The following is a 17,799-nucleotide window of genomic DNA, read 5'->3' as shown; positions in this document are numbered from 1 at the left end:
GGCGCGGATCATCGGTCACATTCCGCTGCTATGCCGTCACGCTACTGGAGCCTTACGGCTCGTCGAATCCTATCCCTGTTCACTGCCGATTTCGACGCTGTGAATGAGGCGATCGCCGGGATGCAGCAGGACGCCGCGAGACCCGCCCCGCCCAAGGATGTACACGCGCTCTTGCGATACGAACTTTGTGCGCTGCTTCTGCGCCTTACCATCCTGCAGGATCAGCACATGGGGCATTGACGTTATCAGCCACCATCACAGCACCATCTCGTTTTGTGACGACGTGGTGATCCTGAGCGGCGGCCGGGTGAAAAAGCAGGCACCTTTCGGCGCCCTGGCATCGCTCAACATGGACGAGCTTTACCAGCACGAACCGTTCGACTGAGAAGGATCCGGGCCGGCCCGCGATTGCGTCCCGGACGCGTCTGCAGCCTGCCGGCTGAACGTTCCCGCAAGGGTTCGAATCAGAAGACCAGGGGATTGTCGCTTGCACTTTCCGTGATCGCACCAATGCCCTGCAGTGCCGACGCACGCTACCTTGGCTGCGCGGCGGACCTGTCGATCCGCCTGGCCGGTGCCCCATTGGTTTACTCTCCGGGTGAGGTGCCGGCCTCCCATCGTGGCACTGTCGTCCTTGCCACCTCTGGAGCGCGTGCGAAGCGACGTCGCGGACACGCTGGAAAATCAGAAAGCGAGTTACGAAGCGGCGCTGACATTCCTGCGGATGCGCCGCCTGCCCGTTGTCCGTGCTTTCTTCGCCATCAACCCGGCTATCTCGACCACCCCGTCCTCGCGCGGTCTACCGCTGGTGGCCTTATGGAGCCGCTCGTAGGGCAGCAGTTCCTTGATCCGGGCATTGAGTGACACGATTTCGGCTTTGAGATCCTCGCACTCCTGCCTCTGGACGTCGAACTGTATCTGTTCGGATGCCTGTTGCAGCGCAAGCTGTGAAAGATTGGCGTTCACCTTCGAAAGACTCATCTTGTCGTTTTCGTTGTCCTGGGTGAGCGCGGACAACCTTTCATCGGCGATTTTCTTTTCGGCCAGGGTGTCGTTCAATTCGCCCTTGAGCCTGGCGATCTCGTTGGCGGCCTCGCTGTTCTCGTTCGACGTTTGCTCCAGTCGCGATTGCAGATTCTGGATCTCCGATCCCAACCCGCGCATTTCCGCCTGACTGCGAGCCAGCTCGGCTTCCTTGTCGCCTTCCATCAGGCGGGCCGCTTCGGTTGTTTCCGTCAGCTTCGCCTGTGCGGCCTCAAATGCCTTCTGGAGCCGCATCTCTTCTTTCTCGCTCTTGCCGAGCGCGGCCAGCAGCTCCGCAAGCCGCGCCGCTTCGCTGGCATGGATCGTCGAGAGCTCGTCGAGCCTGTGGCGCGCCTGGGATTCCCGCTTCAGCGCCTTGTCGAGCTCGATCGACAGGCTGACATGCTTTTCCCGCAGCATCTTGCTCTCGCGCAAGCGCCTGTTGGCCTCGACCGTCCTGGCGGTCAGCCGCTTGGCGATGTCGCCGAACTCCGCCTCGCGTTTTGCGCTCGCATTGGCTGTCTCCACAAGTTCCAGCCTTGTCGCGGCAAGCGCTGCACGAAGCGCCTCCCGGTCCTGAACCAGGCTTGTCTCGCGCTGTTGCAGCGCTTCGAATGCGCCTTCACGCTCGCGCAGCTTTCTCACCGCGTCGTGCAGCTTTTCCGACAGCGTCCTTTGTTCGGCGGCCAGACCGGCATTTGCAACCTCCAGCTCGTTGGCGCGAAGAATGTCGTTGTGGAGGATGTTGAGGAATTCGCGCGTCAAATGGTGTGAGGTGCCGATCTCCGACAGCTTGTCGTTGATCTCCTCCAGATAGTTCCTGGCGTCATGGAAGAGCCCTTCAAAGGCACTCAATGCCGCCAGTCGGGTCTGGGTATGGGCGGTCAGGCGTGGCGCCGCTTCGGAACTGTCTGCATCGCCCGCACTGTCCGCGTTCGTCGCACCATCGCCATTTGCCGCATCGGCTTGGGGTGGCCCGTCACCAGATCTCGCCGCGGATTCCGGGACATCGTCGCTCTTGGGCGGCATCAACTCTTCGGCGTCGAGACTTGCATCCAGCGCGTCCGCCAAATCGGTCTGCAGGTCCTGAATTGCTTTGTCTACGTCTTCAGCACGCTTGATCAGGCCTCTGAAGTTCATGACCGAACTCCCCTTACGCAAACTCCAACAGGAACTTAACGAATTGCTAATATACCCTTACATCCGCTGATTGCGCAGGGGAAGCCCCCCGTTGCCAGGATCTTTATCCTCGTGATCTGGGCCGAATCTCCGGCAGCGGGGCTTAGGCATTTCGCCCATCAGAACGGGTATCACGCCGGCGCAAGTCCATGAGTTGATCAACAGGTGTGGAGGCCGCCGTTCAAATGCAAAAAATTTTACTTCATCCTAGTTCTTTTGCGTTGTGAGCTCATCCAAGTGGTGGAATGGACTGAATGCCATATGAGGTCGTAGCGTTCCTTTTTGCGCAGGCAGGGGAGCCGTATGATACCGCTACAAATCAAAGAGTTGTTGGAAGTTGGGGTATATCGGCGAACCATTAGGGCACTCGACCACGCCTATAACGTCGACCTGGCAAATGCTTGCACGCCTAGGGAGCGGGAACAGGCGGAGTACCGACATTATTGGGAAACGCTGCTATACTATGAACAGATTGCGGAGATAAAAACGCGGCGACTAGTCCGGAAGGCGGATCGCCTCAATATCCCGATTGGCTACGCGGGCGACAAGGACCCAATGTGGAGGAAATCGTCCCAGCTTAACAGCTGGATCCTGACGCCACTTGGTTACTCTGAAGTCCAAAATATGATCCGCCAAGAATGCAAAGACCGCCGACAGCACGCCACCACCTGGGCTGGCGTGATCGTCGGCCCACTCACCCGGCTAGCATCTGTTTGGCTGGTTGTGCGCGGGCAGTAAGCCGTACAGGGGGCGCATGGCCTCCAGGTCTAGCCCAGCATGAAGGCGCATATCGCTGCCGGGTACGTGGCGCGCCTGTGGCTGAACCAGAGCTCGCCCAGACATCGTACATCGTGGGCTGAAATTCGAATGTCCGAACGCCGGCTTGGAGCAATGCGCCCCAGAAGTAGCGCGAGCTCGATTCAGCCGGCAAGGGAGGCAAAAGTGTCGCGGGCGAGTGCGGGAGCAACTCCGGGCAGGACGGTTGGGATCCTCAACACCCTAGCGTCTTGTCTCCGTGGCACTGACGTGAACGCAACTCCTCTACGGGTGCTATCGCAACGTGATGCTCATGCTTTGTGATCTTCAGCAGAGTCGCAAGGGCTTCACCATGATGTGAGGCCTCAGCTGCGCTGGCTGTCTCACCATGGCTATCAAAAGATGCGCAACCGATAGCGTGACCAACCCGCATGATATATAAAACTTGTCTAATATGATCGCTTGTCCGAGGGGCAAGTTCGGGATGCCCAATTATTCGAACAGAACGGTGCTATCGAGAAGCGTGGCCGAAATGGGCCTCTTCTCCGCGGTGATGAACACCCTGGTGTTGATTCTGCCCCTCTACATGTTGCAGGTATATGATCGGGTTTTGCCTGCAGCCAATCTGGACACTCTCACCTACCTGACCTTACTTGCGCTTTCGTCGCTCTTGCTCTTCGGAGTGCTCGAAGTCGTTCGGGGGATATACGCGAGCCGGCTCGCCGCGCGGCTCGATGTTGCGTTTGGTGCATCGTCTTTTCTCGCCGCAATGAGCGGCCCCCGAGCTGGGCTCGGCGATGTCCAGGCCTTACGCGACTTGGCCACCCTGCGGGTGTTCATCGCTTCACGAACCATTTTCTTTCTCTTCGACCTTCCCTTCGGGCCGATCTTCGTGGGCCTCCTCTATTTCATCCACCCGTTGCTCTTCCTTGTAACGGTAATCGGAGCGGTTCTCATGGTGTCCATTGCCGTGCTGAATCAGGTCGCGAGTTCGCGGCCCGGCAACGAGGCGGCGGAGAATCTCAGTGCCTCAATGAATTCGGCGCAGGCCTTCGCGCGAAACTTCGAAACGGTCCGTGCACTCGGCATGGTGTCCAACGCGATAGAGTTCTGGGGCGCCCGTTTTTCCGGCTCGCTGCACGCCTCGGATCGGCTCGCTCGCATCAACGCATTTTATGGCGGTGTATCTCGCACCACGCGATCGGTACTGCAAATCGCGATACTAGGCGTCGGCGCTTATCTGGTTCTGCACAACGAGATGACCGCCGGGATGATATTTGCGTCCTCGATGATTTCCGCGCGCGCTTTGCAACCTCTTGATCAAATCGTTGGAAGCTGGCGGCAGATCACCGACGCCAATCTTGCATGGAAGAGGCTTTCGGCTTCCCGATCCGGGCCGGACAAGCAGGAAAGCATAGCATTGCCCGCCCCTGAAGGAGCGTTGAGCGCGGATCAGATAGTTTATCATCTTCCTGGATCGGCCGACGGCGCGCTGCCGCTCATAAAGCGGGTGACCTTCGAGGTCCCCGCTGGGGAAACCGTCGCAATCGTCGGCCCAAGCCAAGCCGGAAAATCGACGCTGGCGCGCCTTATCGTCGGTGCCATTCAACCCCGTTCTGGCGCGATCCGCATCGATGGCGGCGATATTCGAAACTGGAATCCCGAGCAGCTCGGCCGGCATATGGGCTACCTTCCGCAGGATGTCGAACTCTTCCCAGGAACAATCGCCCAGAACATTGCGCGCTTTGAGCCGGACGCACCTGACGAAAAGTTAGTCCGGGCGGCCCAACAGGCGCAGGTGCATGAGCTCATCCTGGGGCAGAGGAACGGATACTCGACTGTGATCGGCCCCGCTGGCGTTCGCCTCTCAGGCGGTGAGCGTCAACGCATCGGCCTTGCGCGCGCGTTTTACGGCGATCCCAAGATCCTGGTGCTCGATGAGCCCAATGCAAATCTTGACACCTATGGCGAAGCCGCGCTCGAGCGCGCGATCATCCAGGCACGTTCACGAAAAACGACCGTGCTTGTCATCACCCACCGGCCTTCCCTCGCAGCCAAATGCGATCGCATACTTATGCTGCGCAATGGCCAGGTCGAGATCGATGGTTCGACCAAGGCCGTGCTCGACAAACTTGCCGAGCGACAGGGGCAAGCCACATCGCCCGCAGCTTCCCAGTCACGTGACAACGAAGGAGTGGTGCCTTTTCCCGTTACCTACACGCGTGGAGATAAAGGTCGCCAATGACGGTTCGTAGCCAAACCATCCAGACGGGCGCCAATACGTATCGCTGGCAACGTGACGTCGATACACGCACCGATCGGATCACGCTGGCGGGGTATGCAAGCGTGGCCCTTTTCTTGCTCGGCTTCGGATTCTGGGCAGCCACTGCACCGATTGCAGGAGCAACGATCGCGCCAGGCGTGGTAGCAGCGGCAGGGCAAAATGTCATGATCCAGCACCTCGAAGGAGGCGTGGTCAGCAGCATCAAGGTCCGAGAGGGCGACAAGGTCTCAAGAGGCCAGGCCCTGATTGTGCTCGATCCGACGGTAGCGCAGTCCCAGCTCAACCGCGTTCTCAAGCAATGGGTTGCCCAAAAAGCTGACATTGCGCGGCTTGAGGCAGAGCGGGACGGCCTCGAGAAGATTGTCTTGCCCAGCGATCTCGGATCCTATTCAGACGCTTCCGAATACAGCGATGTCTTCGGAGAGCAAAATAAGGAATTTCAGGCTCGGTTGGCGCGCTATGCCGCAGAACAGGGGATTCTGAAGCAAAGGGTAATGGCCCTCCAGGACGCGATTGTCGGGCTAAGGGCTCAAAAGAAGGCAGCGGAAAATCAAATTGCGATCGTCAACGGGGAGACGGAGCGAAAAAAAGACCTGCTGGAAAAAGGACTCACAAATCGTTCGGAATACACCGATCTTCTGCGCAGCACCGCCGAGTTGGTAGGCCAGGCAGGGTCTCTGGAAGCGCAGATCGCTAGCTCGGCGACGCAGACTGTGGAAGCGCGTCAGCAGATTGAACGGCTTACAACCAGCCGGGTCGAGGATGCCGTCATGGAATTGAACAAAGCACGGGCGCAGGTCGCGGATCTCGAGGAACAAATCAACGCTGGCCGATCGGTTCTGGACCGGACGACCATCCGGGCGCCGGTGGACGGCATCATCGTTAGATCGCTCTACAATTCCCAAGGCAGCGTCATCCGTGCTGGGGAGGTTGTGATGGAGCTTCTGCCGACCACGAACGAGTTCATTGTCGAGGCCAGGATAAAGCCCGAAGATATCGACTCAATCCGGGTGGGGCAGGACGCAAATATGATGTTCACGGCGCTCAATGCGCGCACGACGCCGAAAGTGCCCGGAAAGGTGTTCTACATTTCGGCGGACCGGCTGATAACACCCAGCACGGGACTGCCTTACTTCACCGTCCGGCTTAAAATGGCCGACAAGCTGCCGCCGCAGATCAGGCCCGAGCAGATCTATCCAGGCATGCCGGTCGAAACATTCATCTCAACCGGCGAGCGAACGTTTCTGGCTTATCTGACCAAGCCCCTGGTGGATTCGTTCCAGCGCGCCTTCCGGGAGAGGTAGGCCCGCCCGCCTCCTGGATATCGCAAATTTCAGATGTGAAGCGGGCGCCGGATTGATCGGCGCCCGCTCCATGCGATTGCCTTCTGCCCGCCGCCGATTATTACCGAAACCCAGGTCGATACACTGATCGATGCTTTCGAGCGGTCGCTCGCCGCCGCTATGCCGCAGGTTCGGCCGCTGGACTGAGCAAGGTCTGCGATTGCAGGCGGGTCTTGATTTGCCGATCGTCATCGAGCGACGCGGGGGTAGAAGAAGTCAAATCCCTATCCGTGTGGCGGAACCATGCGGAACGCCTCGGGAAGCTTTCTGATTTTGGCCTATCTATATGATGTCCTCCGGGCCTACCATGACCATTGATTTCGCGATGAAAAATGCCCCTATTTGTAGCGGGTGACGGTACTTTTCGAGACGGCAGACACGCCTCGTCGAAAGCCCGAAAAGTGCAAAAATCGTCCGATTGGTCTCGATAGTTGCTGAAACCTCGAAATATTTTTCGTGGCGATTTTCCCTTTAAAATCAAATGCGTAATTTTTTGACGGTTCTGGTGTCGGTCGTTTCGTGGCAATAAGAAATATTTGACAGCAATTTCAATGGGTTATATGCTGTTTGAACAATCGAGTGGGAGTGAGGGGTTAGCGTAGTCTGGAGTGCTCCGGCGTAGTTTTTCGTAGAAAAAACAACGATTTGCAGTTTATCTCATTCACAATCGGATCTACATCATCAACTGAAGCCATTGACTGTCTAAGTCACTGATTTTTTTGACCTCTGCAAACCAGGGGCACGCTGGAATTAAAGGCTAGCAGATCAATTTGACGGTACTTTTTGACGGTACTTTTCATGCGCGGTTCAACATTCGAGAAAAGTACCGTCCCGGATTTTCGGGGTTGACGGTACTTTTCTCAGCCCAACATTCTGAAACATGTAAAGAAAATCGCCCACAGATGACGTTCCGCGCTGACGGTACTTTAGCATGTTCCGGCATGGGCGAAGGCTGGGACGCGGGCGAAGCTCGAGACACGGAAGTCTGTGCTGACGGACAGGGGTAGTGGCGTCGCGGCGTGGGACCGACTGTCTCGCGGCGATCCGTAGACAGCGGCTGGTGTCATTTCCGCTGGCCGCGGTCCTTGATCGGGTTGACGATACTTATGTCGAGGAAGTCTTGTCGGTCACGACAATGCCGTGGTTGGCTACCGCGATGGCGGCGATGATCGTATCGAGCGCACGTCGAGGCGATCCCTCACTCCACCGTCTGCCATCAATTGACCTCGGTCGAGCAAGCACGATTGAAGTCATCGCCCCATCTTGCCCACTGCCGCCTCGCAATGTGCTTCAATCCCGGACCATTGCGAGCAAACTGGCCTCGCAAACCGTCTTTCAAAACCGTCTGATGCGCTGGATGTGAACTGCTTGCGACGAAGGCCAGTTCTTATACCTCGCGACTTGCTGTACGATTTGCCGCGAAACGAACAGCGTTACGAAGAGAGACAACCTATGGGCGTTGGTTTTTTCATTCTTAATTATACCCTTAACTATACATTCTATACTGTGGCCTAGGCTCAGAAGCGGGCCGTCCATTGGGGGGAGTGAAGGCAATATGAAGGGTATGGTGTTCACCGAGTTGCTGGGCTTTGTGGAACAGACTTTTGGGGCGGATGCGGTTGATGACCTCATAGAGGCTTCCGTTCTGCCGAGTGGGGGCGCCTACACCGCGGTGGGTACTTATGACCACAAGGAGATGCAATCTCTCGTCACCACATTGGCCGCGCAAAGCCACACGCCGGCAAACGAGTTGCTGGGTTTATTCGGCCAGCATTTGATCGGGCGGTTCAAGTCTTCGTTCCCGGACTTCTTCAAGACGGCGGCCACCCTCTTTGATTTCCTCGAAAGCATCGATAGGCACATCCATGTGGAGGTGCGTAAGCTCTATCCCGATGCCGAGCTGCCCGAATTTCGGGCCGAGCGCATAGGTGATGGGGCAATGAACCTTGACTATCGCAGCAGCCGTCCCTTCGAGGCGCTTGCCTCCGGCCTCATTCTTGGAGCGGCTCATATCTACGGTGAGACCGTGCGGATAGAGCGAAGCTCCCACGAAAACGGTGGCGAGAAATTCGTTCGTTTTTCGATCCAGAAGACCGGTGCGATAGCTTAAATGCTCTCGGAAACGGATCATTCCGAGGACCGCGTTGCGCGTCTCGAACGGCGTCTCCAACGCGAACGGAAAGCACGCGAAGAGGCCGAATGGCTGCTCGAGGCGAAATCGCTTGAGCTCTACCATGCCAACAGCCACCTGACTGTGCTGGCCAACGATCTCGAAATGCGAGTCCTCGACCGCACGCACGAATTGGAGGTCGCGCGCCAGCAGGCCATGTTCCTCGCGGAGCGCGATCCTTTGACCACGCTCGCCAACCGGTTCAGTTTCGCTCGCGACCTGGACGCGGCTATCCGCGCGGCTCAGCTTCAGGGCGGGTCGGTGCAACTTCTGTTTGTAGATCTCGACCGGTTCAAGGAGATCAACGACAATTACGGTCACGCCGTGGGCGATGCGGTGCTGCTGGGCGTTGCGGACCGGTTGCGGGCAATCTGCAAGGAGCAGGAGGTGGCCGGCCGGCTGGGTGGCGATGAGTTCGGTGTCATCTGCGTGACGCCAATTCATGGCGAACGTGCCCGGGAGATCGCAGCGAAGGTCATGGAGGCCATGAGCGGTCCTATCGATTGTGGCCGGCTGCAATTGGTCGTCAGTTGCTCGGTCGGTTTTGCAAGCTTCCCCCGTGACGCCACCGATTCGCCAACGCTGCAGCGCTTCGCCGATATAGCTCTGTACCGCTCCAAGTCAGCGGGGCGCTCGACATGGATGGAATTTGACGAAACGATGGCGGCCGAGCTTGAGCACCGCCAGGGCCTGGAAACAGAATTGCGCAGCGCCGTAGCGGCGCGAGAGATCGAACCCTGGTATCAGCCGATTATCTCTACCCAGAGCGACAGGATCGTCGGGGTGGAGGCGCTTGCACGATGGCAGCATGCCGAGCGCGGGCTCCTTCTTCCCGGCCTGTTCATCCCGTTGGCTGAGGAAAGTTCGTTGATCGTTGAACTCGGCCAGGCAATGATCGATCGCTGCTGCCAGGAGATGTATCCGCTCATTCGCGAAGGTCGTCTGGACTATGTGTCGGTCAATCTATCGACGCGCCACTTGCGTTCGCCCTCGGTGGTCGAGCAGATCGCCGCGACGTTGGCCAGTCATCGCTTTCCGCCCTCGGCGCTTCAGCTTGAAATCACGGAAAGCCTGCTGCTCATTGATTTCGAGCAGGCGGAGGAGCGGCTTTCACAATTTCGCGCGCTGGGCATCCGAATTGCCCTCGACGATTTCGGAGCGGGCTATTCAAGCCTTTCATACATCAGGCGATTGCCGTTGGATGTTATCAAGATCGATCGCTCCTTTGCCAGGGACATCAGCTCCGACGGACAGGCCGAAGCCGTGGTCAAAGCGATCGTTCAACTCGCACAGGCCCTGAACCTGGGTATCATTGCAGAAGGCATTGAAACCGAAAGCCAGGCGCTCAGGCTGACCAGTTGCGGCTGTTTCGTCCAGCAGGGATATCTGTTTGGCAGGCCGATGCCCTTGCGTGAGACCAAGCAATATCTTGAGGCCGGTTTGAATCCGATGCATACCACCCAAAGAAAGCCCGCGTCCCGGGCGTGAGTACGATCGTAGATCGATTACGGCACCTTCTTGAACAAATCCTGGAAGATGAGCTGGCCCCAAGTGCGGCCGCGTGCGTGCACCAGCGCGCCACCCTCGTTGAGCTTTCCCAGCTTGACGGGTGCGAACCCGAGTTGTTTGGCTAAGGCCGCCACGGGAGCGATCGCATCCTCGTCGTCGCTCGACAGAAAGACGACCCGGTGCCCGCCCTCGACGATCGGATCGGCAGCCAGGGTGGCTGCAATCAAGTGATTGAAGCCTTTCACGAACTTGGCGCCGGTGAACGCCTTCGCGACGAAGGCGGAGGACGGGAGGCCGTCCAGTTCTTCAGGGACAGGAAACGCGTTCGTCGCGTCGATGACCGTCTTGCCTTCCCAGCTCGGCAGGGCTTGCGCAACCTCGCGATGCTCCCCGAAAGGGACCGCCAAGATGATTGTGTCGGCCTCGAGTGCTTCCCGTAGCGACTTGGCGACGACCGTGGGTCCAATCGCCCGAGCCTGCGGCGCCAACGCCTCGGGCGGCCGGCGGCTCGCGACGGTCACGTCGATATTTTTACGGGCGAAGGCGTGGGCGAGGGCCTGGCCTATCTTACCGAATCCTACAATCGCATAGCTCATAATACTTCTCCGATCCGTGTTGATATTGATTCCCCGGTCGTTCAGATGGCCGAGAAGCCGCCGTCGACAGACAACTCCACCCCATTCACGAAGCTCGAATCGTCTGAAGCAAGAAACAGCGCGGCCGCCGCAATTTCCTCAGGACGCCCCATCTTTCCCCGCGGGATCAGGGATTCGAACATCTGCTTCGCCTCTTCGGTGAGAACTTGGTCCTGCATCGGTGTGGCGATCGGCCCTGGGTGCAGTACGTTCACCCGGATATTCCTGCCCTTCAGTTCGTTGAGCCACCCGCGTGCGAATGCGTGCAACGCCGCCTTGCTCGCCGCATAGACGCTGTAACCAGGAAAACCTTTGATCGAAGCAACTGACCCGGTCATGAAGATCGATCCGCCATCGTTGAACAGCGGCAACGCCTTCTGAACCGTAAACAGCGTGCCGCGCGTATTCAGGCCGAAGGCCGCATCGAAATGCTGCTCGGTAATCTCGCCCAGTGGGACGGCTTCGCCCGTGCCGGCGCTCGCGTACAGGACATCGATCTTGCCCTTTTCCCGCTTGACCGTGTCGAACAGGCGGTCGAGGTCGTCGAGATTGGACGCGTCGCCGCGCACGCCGGTCACGTTCCGGCCGATCAGCTCGACGGCCTCGTCCAGCGCCTCCTGTCTCCGGCCCGTGATGAAAACATAGGCGCCTTCTTCAACGAACCGCTTGGCGCTCGCCAGCGCCATACCGCTGGAGCCACCCGTGATGACTGCAACCTTACCGTTTAGCTTTCCCATGACCGTTCCTTTCAGGCTCTGTCGTTGATCGTTCGGGGAAGTCCCCCGAGAGCCTCGAAGTAGGTTCGCCGCGGCCAGGCGTTGAGTGCGGAAGCGCGCACATCGGTGGTGCGAAATCGATCCGGCTGGACGGCTGACGCAGCCGCGACAATCGGCGTCCGCCGCTCGGAATTGCGCCGCGCTTGTCGGGATAGGCTATGATGATCGCCCCGCGCCACCCACATACGAGATGCTGTTTGATGTGTTGGACACGGGCATTGGAAGGCGCACCGGACGGTGCGGGATTGCACCATGATCGACTGGGATGACGTTCGCTACTTTCTTGCCGTCGCACGCGGAGGCTCGGTGCGGGCTGCCGCCGCGCACCTCGGGGTGAATCATTCAACCGTGCTGCGGCGCATCGCCCAGCTCGAGGAACGCCTCGGGGCGCAGATGTTCGAAAAGCTGCCTTCGGGCTACCGCCTGACGGCTGCGGGCGAGGAGGTCCTCGAGCTCGCGAACCAGATGGAAGCGTCGTCGCACCAGCTGGAGACGCGCGTCTTCGGCCGCGACCAGAGCGTGCGCGGGCTTCTGCGGGTAACGTTGGCTCCGCCCCTCGCGACACATTTGCTCATGCCGGACTTCGCCGATTTCGCGCGTCTGCATCCCGACATCGAGATGGAAATCCTGTCGTCCGGCGAGCTGGCAAATCTGACCAACCGAGAGGCCGACGTGGCGATCCGCGTCGTCTACGACCGCAAAACCCTGCCGCTCAATCTTCACGGCCTGAAGGGACCGGAGGTGTTCGGCGGCGTCTACATGTCCCGCGATCGACTAGCCGCGTGGCGTGCGGGCGCGCCTGATCCCATCCGGTGGATCGTCATAAGCATTCATGGCATTCCGGATTGGGCCAGCGAGGGTGAGGTTCGCACCACGGGGGTTCCATTCAGGACCACGGACGCCGAGGCGCAGATCGTTGCTGTACGGCAAGGGCTCGGGATCACGACACTGCCGTGCTTCGTCGGAGATGCCGACCCCCTACTGGTGAGGGTGCCGGGCACCGACCTGCACATGTACGGAACGCTCTGGCTTCTCACGCAGGGGGACACACGCAAGACGAAGCGCGTGCGGCTCTTCACGGAGTTCGTATCCCGCAGGCTCGCCGCTTACGCTCCGCTTCTCGCGGGGCTGTCCATATCGCGCGACTGACGCCCGGCAGGTCGCCGGCGGGCGCCCAGCCTCTTGCAGCCCAAGACGTTGGAGCGCACGCCGCTGGGGCCTCGATCCAGGATAGATGACAACCAACAACCCGCGCGACTGCTTATCGAAGCGCACGCTTCCGTCAGTGCAGGATCTGCGACAGGAACAGCTTTGTGCGCTCATGGCGTTAGTGGCTTGGCCGTCTAATCCAGCCGGTCGCGCAGCATGCTCCAGGGAAGCAGCACGTTCGGTGCGTAGCGCACCACGTCGTGGAACGGGATCGGCGATGGCGGCGCGAAGGGAAGCGGCAAGTCCCGGGCATCCGTTCCGCTCGCCCAGTCCGCCAGCACCTTGCCCATCGCCGTGGTCATGGCGATGCCGCGGCCATTGCAGGCGAAGCCGGCGATCAAGCCCGGGCCGAGGTCGATGAGACGCGGCAGGAAATCCGGTGCCACCGCCGCGACGCCCGTCCAGCTGTAGGCAAGCGGCGGCAGGTCAGGCAAATCGAGATGCCTGGCAAGCCGTCGCCAGACTGTTTGCGGCACGCGCGTATCAGCGCCGGCGCCGACGACATGCATGCCGCCGCTGATCAGCCGGTTCTGGCTGTCGAAGCGGCAGGTGAAGAGGTTACGCCTGGTGTCGCCAATGCCCTGGCCACCGGGCAGCAGGCGGGCGCGTAGGGCGCGCGGCAGCGGCGCGGTGGCGATCTGGAAAACCTTCAGCGGGATATAGGTCCGTGCCAGTGTGGAGTTCAGCGCTCCACCATAGGCGTTGGTGGCGACCACCACCTTGCTCGCCCGCACAGCGCCGGATGCGGTCTTCAGGTCCCAGCCACCTTTTGTCCGATCGATGGAGGCGACGCGCGTCTTCTCGAAGATGCGTGCGCCGGCCTTCTCCGCGGCGTCGGCCAAACCACGCGCATACTCGACCGGATTGAGGACGCCGCCAGATTTGTCCATCCAGCCGCCGGCATAGCCGTTGATACCAGTGAGCTCCGTGACCGCCTTGGCGTCGAGCGTGACAGTCGGCCTGCCACGCGCCGCCCACTGCTCGGCGCGCGATCTTGTCTTTTCCAGTGCGGCAGGCGAATGCGCCGGCTGGATCCAGCCGTTCTGCATCGCGTCGCATTCGATGCCGTGCTGCTTGATCAGGCCGAAGACGAGGTCAGCACTTCCAGCAGCGAAGTCGATCAGCCTTTCGCCGCGCTCGGGTCCGAGTTCGGTGATGATGTCGTTAGGGTCGCGCTTGGCGAAATTCGGCACGACCAAACCGGCATTCCGGCCAGTCGCACCCCAGGCAATGAATTCGGCTTCGAGGACGGCGACCGAAAGCCCTTTCTCGGCTGCGTGCAGTGCCGTCGACAGGCCGGAAAAGCCGCCGCCGATGATCGCGAGGTCGACGTCGAGCCCGCCGTGCAGCGCGCCCCGGTCGCGGCGGTTGCGGCTGACGGCATCCCAGAGCGAAATGCCATGCACCTCTTGCCGGATCATGGCATTCATGATCCGGCCCCGCTCTCGCCGGCCGCCTTCGTCTGTTTGCCGGGCTTCGGCCGCCGTGGCCGGTCGCCGAACAGGCCAGTCGGCCGGATCAGCAGGATGAGGCACAGCATGACGCCGATGGCGACGATCTGCAGCGAGGCGGCGCGCGCCTGCTGTTCGGGTGAAAACAGGATGCTGGTCAGCGTGCCTGACCCCGCCCATATTCCCCACACCAGGATGCTGCCGATGACGGCGCCGAGATTGCTGCCCGAGCCGCCGACGATCAGCATCACCCAGACCTGGAAGGTCAGGATCGGCAGATAATTGTCGGGCGCGATGAAGCCGGTGAAATGCGCCTGCAGCGCACCGGCAAGCGCCATGATGGCGCCGCCGACGGCAAAGGCCTGGACGCGGTAGAAACGTGCGCTCTTGCCCAGCGAGATCGCCGCCCGTTCGTCCTCGCGTAGCGCCTTCAAGACGCGTCCCCACGGGCTGCGCGACAGATGCTCCAGAGCGAGATAGGCGATCAGCGTGACCGCCGAGACGACGGCAAGGTTCGACAGGTTGAACAGCAGCGGCGTCTCGGCAAGGCTGCCGAATGGGCGCGGGATGAAACCGATGCCGAACGGACCGCCGGTCAGTTTCTGGGCGTTGAGCGCGACCAACTGCACGACGACGGCGACGCCGAAAGTGGTGATCGCCAGATAGTCGGATCTCAGACGCAGCGTCGCCATGCCGGTAAGTGCCGCGGCGATGCCGCCAACGACCATGGCGCCCGCCCAGCCGACAAGGATCGGCAGGCCGAAGCCGCCGAGCCGGGCGGCATCGTCCGGTGTGGTCAGCAGCGCCGAGGTATAGGCGCCGATGGCAACGAAGCCGGCGAGGCCGACATTGAACAGCCCGGTCAGCCCCCACTGCAGATTGAGCCCCAGCGTGACCAGCGAAAAGATCAGCGCGGTGGTCAGGAAGAAGGCGCCATAGCCGAGCAGGTCCATCAGCGTTCCCTCACACCAAACAGGCCGATCGGCCGCACGAACAGCACCGCCATCAGGATGATGAAGGAGACGGCGGCACGCCATTCGGCGCCGATCAACTGTACCGCGCCCGCTTCGGCGAGCCCGATGATCAGGCCGCCGAGAACCGCGCCTGGAATGCTTCCGATGCCACCGAGAATGGCGGCCGCAAACATCGGCAGCAGCATGTCGAAGCCCATGAACGGGCGGATCTGCACCAGAATGCCGATCATCACGCCGGCGACGCAGGCAAGCGCCCCGCCGATGACCCAGGTGACGCGCACCACTGAGGCTACGTCGATGCCGACGATGCGGGCCAGTGCGGCGTTCTGGCTCAAGGCCTGCATGGAGCGGCCGGTCTGCGTGCGTGTCATCAGAAGATGCACGCCGAGCACCAGCACAGCGGTCAGCAGCAGAAGCGTGATCTGGTCTGGCGTGATGCGGATGCCGAAGCCGACCGGCATGGCGATCTGGATTGCGCGGCTGAAATAGGTCGGGCGCGAGCTGAAGGTGAATTCGAGCAGGCTGCGCAGCGCCATCGAGGCGCCGAAGCTCGCCATCACCACGATGATGGCTTGGCCCTGCGAGCGCAGCCGCGAAAACAGCACCTTGTCGAGCAGCAGCGCCAGCACGGCGGTGAAGGCCATGCCGACGACCAGTGCAACAAGCAGCGGCCAGCCGAAGGACAGCGGTGCGATCGGCGCTACCTTGCCGAAGGTAGCGCCGATGGCACTGACGACCGCGAGCGTCGCATAGGTCCCCCAGGCCATGAAGTCGCCATGGGCGAAGTTGGAGAAGCGCAGGATCGAATAGGTCAGCGTCACGCCGATGGCGCCGAGGCCGATCATCGAACCGGTCAGCAGTCCGTCGACGACGAATTGCAGGCTCATGCCGCTCCTCCCTTGCTGGCGTGAGAAGGGCGTTGGCCGAGATAGAGTTCGGCGACGACCGGATCGTTCCACAATTCGGACGCCACACCCTCGTGCCGGTCCTTGCCTTCGACCAGCACATAGGCGCGGTCACCGATGGCCAGGGCTGCCTTGGCGTTCTGTTCGACAAGCAGGATGGTGACGCCGGACTTGCGGATGCCGGCCAGCATCTCGAACACCATCGAGACGAATTTTGGCGACAGGCCGGCCGACGGTTCGTCCAGCACCAGCACCTTGGGATGGACGATCAGGGCGCGTGCGACGGCGAGCATCTGCCGCTGTCCGCCCGACAGATTGCCAGCGGTGGTCCGCCGCTGGCGTACGAGGTCGGGAAAGGCGGCATACATTTCCTCGATACGGCCTGGTATTTCGCGCCGCTCGAGAATGCCGCAGGCGACCTTCAGATTGTCCTCGACCGACATCAGCGGAAAGATGTTTTCGGTTTGCGGCACGAAGGCTAGGCCAAGCCTAACCATGGTGTGTGCAGGTGCGGCGGTGATGTCCTTGCCGTCAAGAAACGCCGTGCCGCCGGTGATCGGGACGAGGCCGGCGATCGCCTTGATGAGGCTCGACTTGCCGGCACCGTTGGGACCGAGAACGACGACGATCTCACCCTTGCCGACGGTGATCGAGGCGCCGCGCACGATCGGTACGCCGGGCTCGTAACCGGCTTCGAGATCGCGGACGTCGAGGACGGTCTCGTTCATGTGGCGCCTCCGAGATAGGCCTCGATGACGCGCGGGTCGCGGGCGACCTCTTCCGCCGTGCCTTCGCTGAGCAGCTGACCGCTCGCCATGACGAGGACGCGGTGGCAGAGCCGCGTCACCATGTCGATGTTGTGCTCGATCAGCAGGAAGGTGATGCCGCGCGCGTTGATATCGCGGATGCGGTCGATTATGACTTCGAGCAGCGTCGCGTTGACGCCGGCAGCCGGCTCGTCGAGCAGGATGATCGCCGGGTCGGCAATCATGACGCGAGCGAGTTCGAGCAGCTTGCGCTGGCCGCCGGAAAGCACGCGCGCCGGCTCATGCGCGAGATGGGTGAGGGTGACGAGCTCCAGTAGTTCGAGTGCCTTTGTTCTGGCCGTTCTCTCCTGCGCCGCGACGCGCCACGGCGTGACGAAATTGGCGAGCAGCTTTTCACCGGCCTGGCCCTGTGCCGCCAGCATGATGTTTTCGATCAGCGTCAGATTGGGCAGCGGACGCGGGATCTGAAAGGTGCGGCCAAGGCCGCGACCGATGCGCAGATGAGCGGCTTCACCCGAGACGCGCGTGCCGTTGAGAAGGATATCGCCACTAGTCGGCAATATGCTGCCCGCCAACAGATCGAACATTGTCGTCTTGCCGGCGCCATTCGGTCCGATCAGGCCGAGGATTTCGCCCGCTTTGACATCAAACGAGACATCGTTGACGGCGACGAGGCCACCGAACCGCCTGACGACATTCCTCGCCGACAGAACCGGTGCGCGGATTTCGTCCTGCCGTTCAGCTGTCTCGCTCATGCACCCTCTGGCCGAGCGGTCTTTGCCGCCTTCTGATTTTTTTTTGATTTGTGATCACACTTG

15 protein-coding genes are annotated in these 17,799 nt (G+C 60.7%); 6 read left to right on the top strand and 9 right to left on the bottom strand.

What is annotated here, in order from left to right; all coding sequences use genetic code 11:
* Positions 1-69 precede the first annotated feature (69 nt).
* Together H0241_RS22695 and H0241_RS22690 are read right to left on the bottom strand one after the other, a co-directional pair.
* Positions 70-237: a hypothetical protein gene (locus H0241_RS22695; protein ID WP_181060158.1), complete on the bottom strand. Its 168-nt coding sequence runs from the start codon at positions 235-237 to the stop codon at positions 70-72.
* A 459-nt stretch (positions 238-696) separates the two neighbouring features.
* Positions 697-2,163, bottom strand: a complete 1,467-nt coding sequence (locus H0241_RS22690; RefSeq protein WP_181060078.1) for a coiled-coil domain-containing protein — start codon at positions 2,161-2,163, stop codon at positions 697-699.
* A 1,279-nt stretch (positions 2,164-3,442) separates the two neighbouring features.
* On the opposite strand from H0241_RS22690, the gene H0241_RS22685 reads away from it, so the two are divergent.
* From H0241_RS22685 to H0241_RS22665, 5 genes are all read left to right on the top strand, one after another.
* Positions 3,443-5,203 (top strand): type I secretion system permease/ATPase, encoded by a 1,761-nt coding sequence (locus H0241_RS22685; RefSeq protein ID WP_181060077.1) that lies wholly within the window; start codon positions 3,443-3,445, stop codon positions 5,201-5,203.
* Positions 5,200-6,546, top strand: a complete 1,347-nt coding sequence (locus tag H0241_RS22680) for an HlyD family type I secretion periplasmic adaptor subunit (protein ID WP_181060076.1) — start codon at positions 5,200-5,202, stop codon at positions 6,544-6,546. The genes H0241_RS22685 and H0241_RS22680 overlap by 4 nt, the downstream gene beginning before the upstream one ends.
* Before the next feature lie 1,099 nt (positions 6,547-7,645).
* On the top strand, positions 7,646-7,948 hold the full coding sequence (locus H0241_RS22675) for a hypothetical protein (RefSeq protein ID WP_181060075.1): 303 nt from the start codon (positions 7,646-7,648) through the stop codon (positions 7,946-7,948).
* Between the two features lie 192 nt (positions 7,949-8,140).
* Positions 8,141-8,695, top strand: a complete 555-nt coding sequence (locus H0241_RS22670) for a heme NO-binding domain-containing protein (RefSeq protein ID WP_181060074.1) — start codon at positions 8,141-8,143, stop codon at positions 8,693-8,695.
* The gene (locus H0241_RS22665; protein ID WP_181060073.1) at positions 8,696-10,243 is read left to right on the top strand and encodes a putative bifunctional diguanylate cyclase/phosphodiesterase; all 1,548 of its coding nucleotides are present in this window, start codon (positions 8,696-8,698) and stop codon (positions 10,241-10,243) included.
* A gap of 17 nt (positions 10,244-10,260) precedes the next feature.
* Here H0241_RS22665 and H0241_RS22660 read toward each other — a convergent pair whose 3' ends face one another.
* The gene (locus H0241_RS22660) at positions 10,261-10,860 is read right to left on the bottom strand and encodes an NADPH-dependent F420 reductase (RefSeq protein WP_181060072.1); all 600 of its coding nucleotides are present in this window, start codon (positions 10,858-10,860) and stop codon (positions 10,261-10,263) included.
* Positions 10,861-10,901: 41 nt separating this feature from the next.
* Entirely contained in the window at positions 10,902-11,636 is a 735-nt protein-coding gene (locus H0241_RS22655; RefSeq protein WP_181060071.1) for an SDR family NAD(P)-dependent oxidoreductase, read from the bottom strand.
* A gap of 291 nt (positions 11,637-11,927) precedes the next feature.
* Between H0241_RS22655 and H0241_RS22650 the strand changes: the two genes are divergently transcribed.
* Positions 11,928-12,824, top strand: a complete 897-nt coding sequence (locus H0241_RS22650; protein ID WP_181060070.1) for a LysR family transcriptional regulator — start codon at positions 11,928-11,930, stop codon at positions 12,822-12,824.
* A gap of 194 nt (positions 12,825-13,018) precedes the next feature.
* On the opposite strand, the gene H0241_RS22645 is transcribed toward H0241_RS22650, so the two are convergent.
* From H0241_RS22645 to H0241_RS22625, 5 genes are read right to left on the bottom strand one after another with little or no spacing between them, the layout of a single operon-like run.
* Positions 13,019-14,314, bottom strand: coding sequence for an NAD(P)/FAD-dependent oxidoreductase (locus H0241_RS22645; RefSeq protein ID WP_181060069.1), 1,296 nt, complete (start codon positions 14,312-14,314; stop codon positions 13,019-13,021).
* Entirely contained in the window at positions 14,311-15,291 is a 981-nt protein-coding gene (locus H0241_RS22640; RefSeq protein ID WP_181060146.1) for a branched-chain amino acid ABC transporter permease, read from the bottom strand. Before H0241_RS22640 ends, H0241_RS22645 begins: the two co-directional genes overlap by 4 nt.
* A complete protein-coding gene (locus H0241_RS22635; protein ID WP_181060068.1) occupies positions 15,288-16,196 on the bottom strand; it encodes a branched-chain amino acid ABC transporter permease in 909 nt (302 codons plus the stop codon). The genes H0241_RS22640 and H0241_RS22635 overlap by 4 nt, the downstream gene beginning before the upstream one ends.
* Positions 16,193-16,942, bottom strand: a complete 750-nt coding sequence (locus H0241_RS22630) for an ABC transporter ATP-binding protein (RefSeq protein ID WP_181060067.1) — start codon at positions 16,940-16,942, stop codon at positions 16,193-16,195. The genes H0241_RS22635 and H0241_RS22630 overlap by 4 nt, the downstream gene beginning before the upstream one ends.
* Entirely contained in the window at positions 16,939-17,736 is a 798-nt protein-coding gene (locus H0241_RS22625) for an ABC transporter ATP-binding protein (protein WP_181060066.1), read from the bottom strand. The genes H0241_RS22630 and H0241_RS22625 overlap by 4 nt, the downstream gene beginning before the upstream one ends.
* Between the last annotated feature and the right edge of the window lie 63 nt (positions 17,737-17,799).

The sequence above is a fragment of the Mesorhizobium neociceri genome (assembly GCF_013520985.1).
Lineage (GTDB): Bacteria > Pseudomonadota > Alphaproteobacteria > Rhizobiales > Rhizobiaceae > Mesorhizobium > Mesorhizobium neociceri.
This window is presented reverse-complemented; position numbering and strand designations above follow the sequence as displayed.

What these genes read in the sequence shown, in the direction of transcription:
- H0241_RS22685 (WP_181060077.1), top strand. Translation starts at nt 3,443, where the DNA reads ATGCCCAATTATTCGAACAGAACGGTGCTATCGAGAAGCGTGGCCGAA.
- H0241_RS22660 (WP_181060072.1), bottom strand. Translation starts at nt 10,860, where the DNA reads ATGAGCTATGCGATTGTAGGATTCGGTAAGATAGGCCAGGCCCTCGCC.
- H0241_RS22625 (WP_181060066.1), bottom strand. Translation starts at nt 17,736, where the DNA reads ATGAGCGAGACAGCTGAACGGCAGGACGAAATCCGCGCACCGGTTCTG.
- H0241_RS22630 (WP_181060067.1), bottom strand. Translation starts at nt 16,942, where the DNA reads ATGAACGAGACCGTCCTCGACGTCCGCGATCTCGAAGCCGGTTACGAG.
- H0241_RS22645 (WP_181060069.1), bottom strand. Translation starts at nt 14,314, where the DNA reads ATGAATGCCATGATCCGGCAAGAGGTGCATGGCATTTCGCTCTGGGAT.
- H0241_RS22670 (WP_181060074.1), top strand. Translation starts at nt 8,141, where the DNA reads ATGAAGGGTATGGTGTTCACCGAGTTGCTGGGCTTTGTGGAACAGACT.
- H0241_RS22695 (WP_181060158.1), bottom strand. Translation starts at nt 237, where the DNA reads ATGCCCCATGTGCTGATCCTGCAGGATGGTAAGGCGCAGAAGCAGCGC.
- H0241_RS22635 (WP_181060068.1), bottom strand. Translation starts at nt 16,196, where the DNA reads ATGAGCCTGCAATTCGTCGTCGACGGACTGCTGACCGGTTCGATGATC.
- H0241_RS22655 (WP_181060071.1), bottom strand. Translation starts at nt 11,636, where the DNA reads ATGGGAAAGCTAAACGGTAAGGTTGCAGTCATCACGGGTGGCTCCAGC.
- H0241_RS22690 (WP_181060078.1), bottom strand. Translation starts at nt 2,163, where the DNA reads ATGAACTTCAGAGGCCTGATCAAGCGTGCTGAAGACGTAGACAAAGCA.
- H0241_RS22680 (WP_181060076.1), top strand. Translation starts at nt 5,200, where the DNA reads ATGACGGTTCGTAGCCAAACCATCCAGACGGGCGCCAATACGTATCGC.
- H0241_RS22650 (WP_181060070.1), top strand. Translation starts at nt 11,928, where the DNA reads ATGATCGACTGGGATGACGTTCGCTACTTTCTTGCCGTCGCACGCGGA.
- H0241_RS22665 (WP_181060073.1), top strand. Translation starts at nt 8,696, where the DNA reads ATGCTCTCGGAAACGGATCATTCCGAGGACCGCGTTGCGCGTCTCGAA.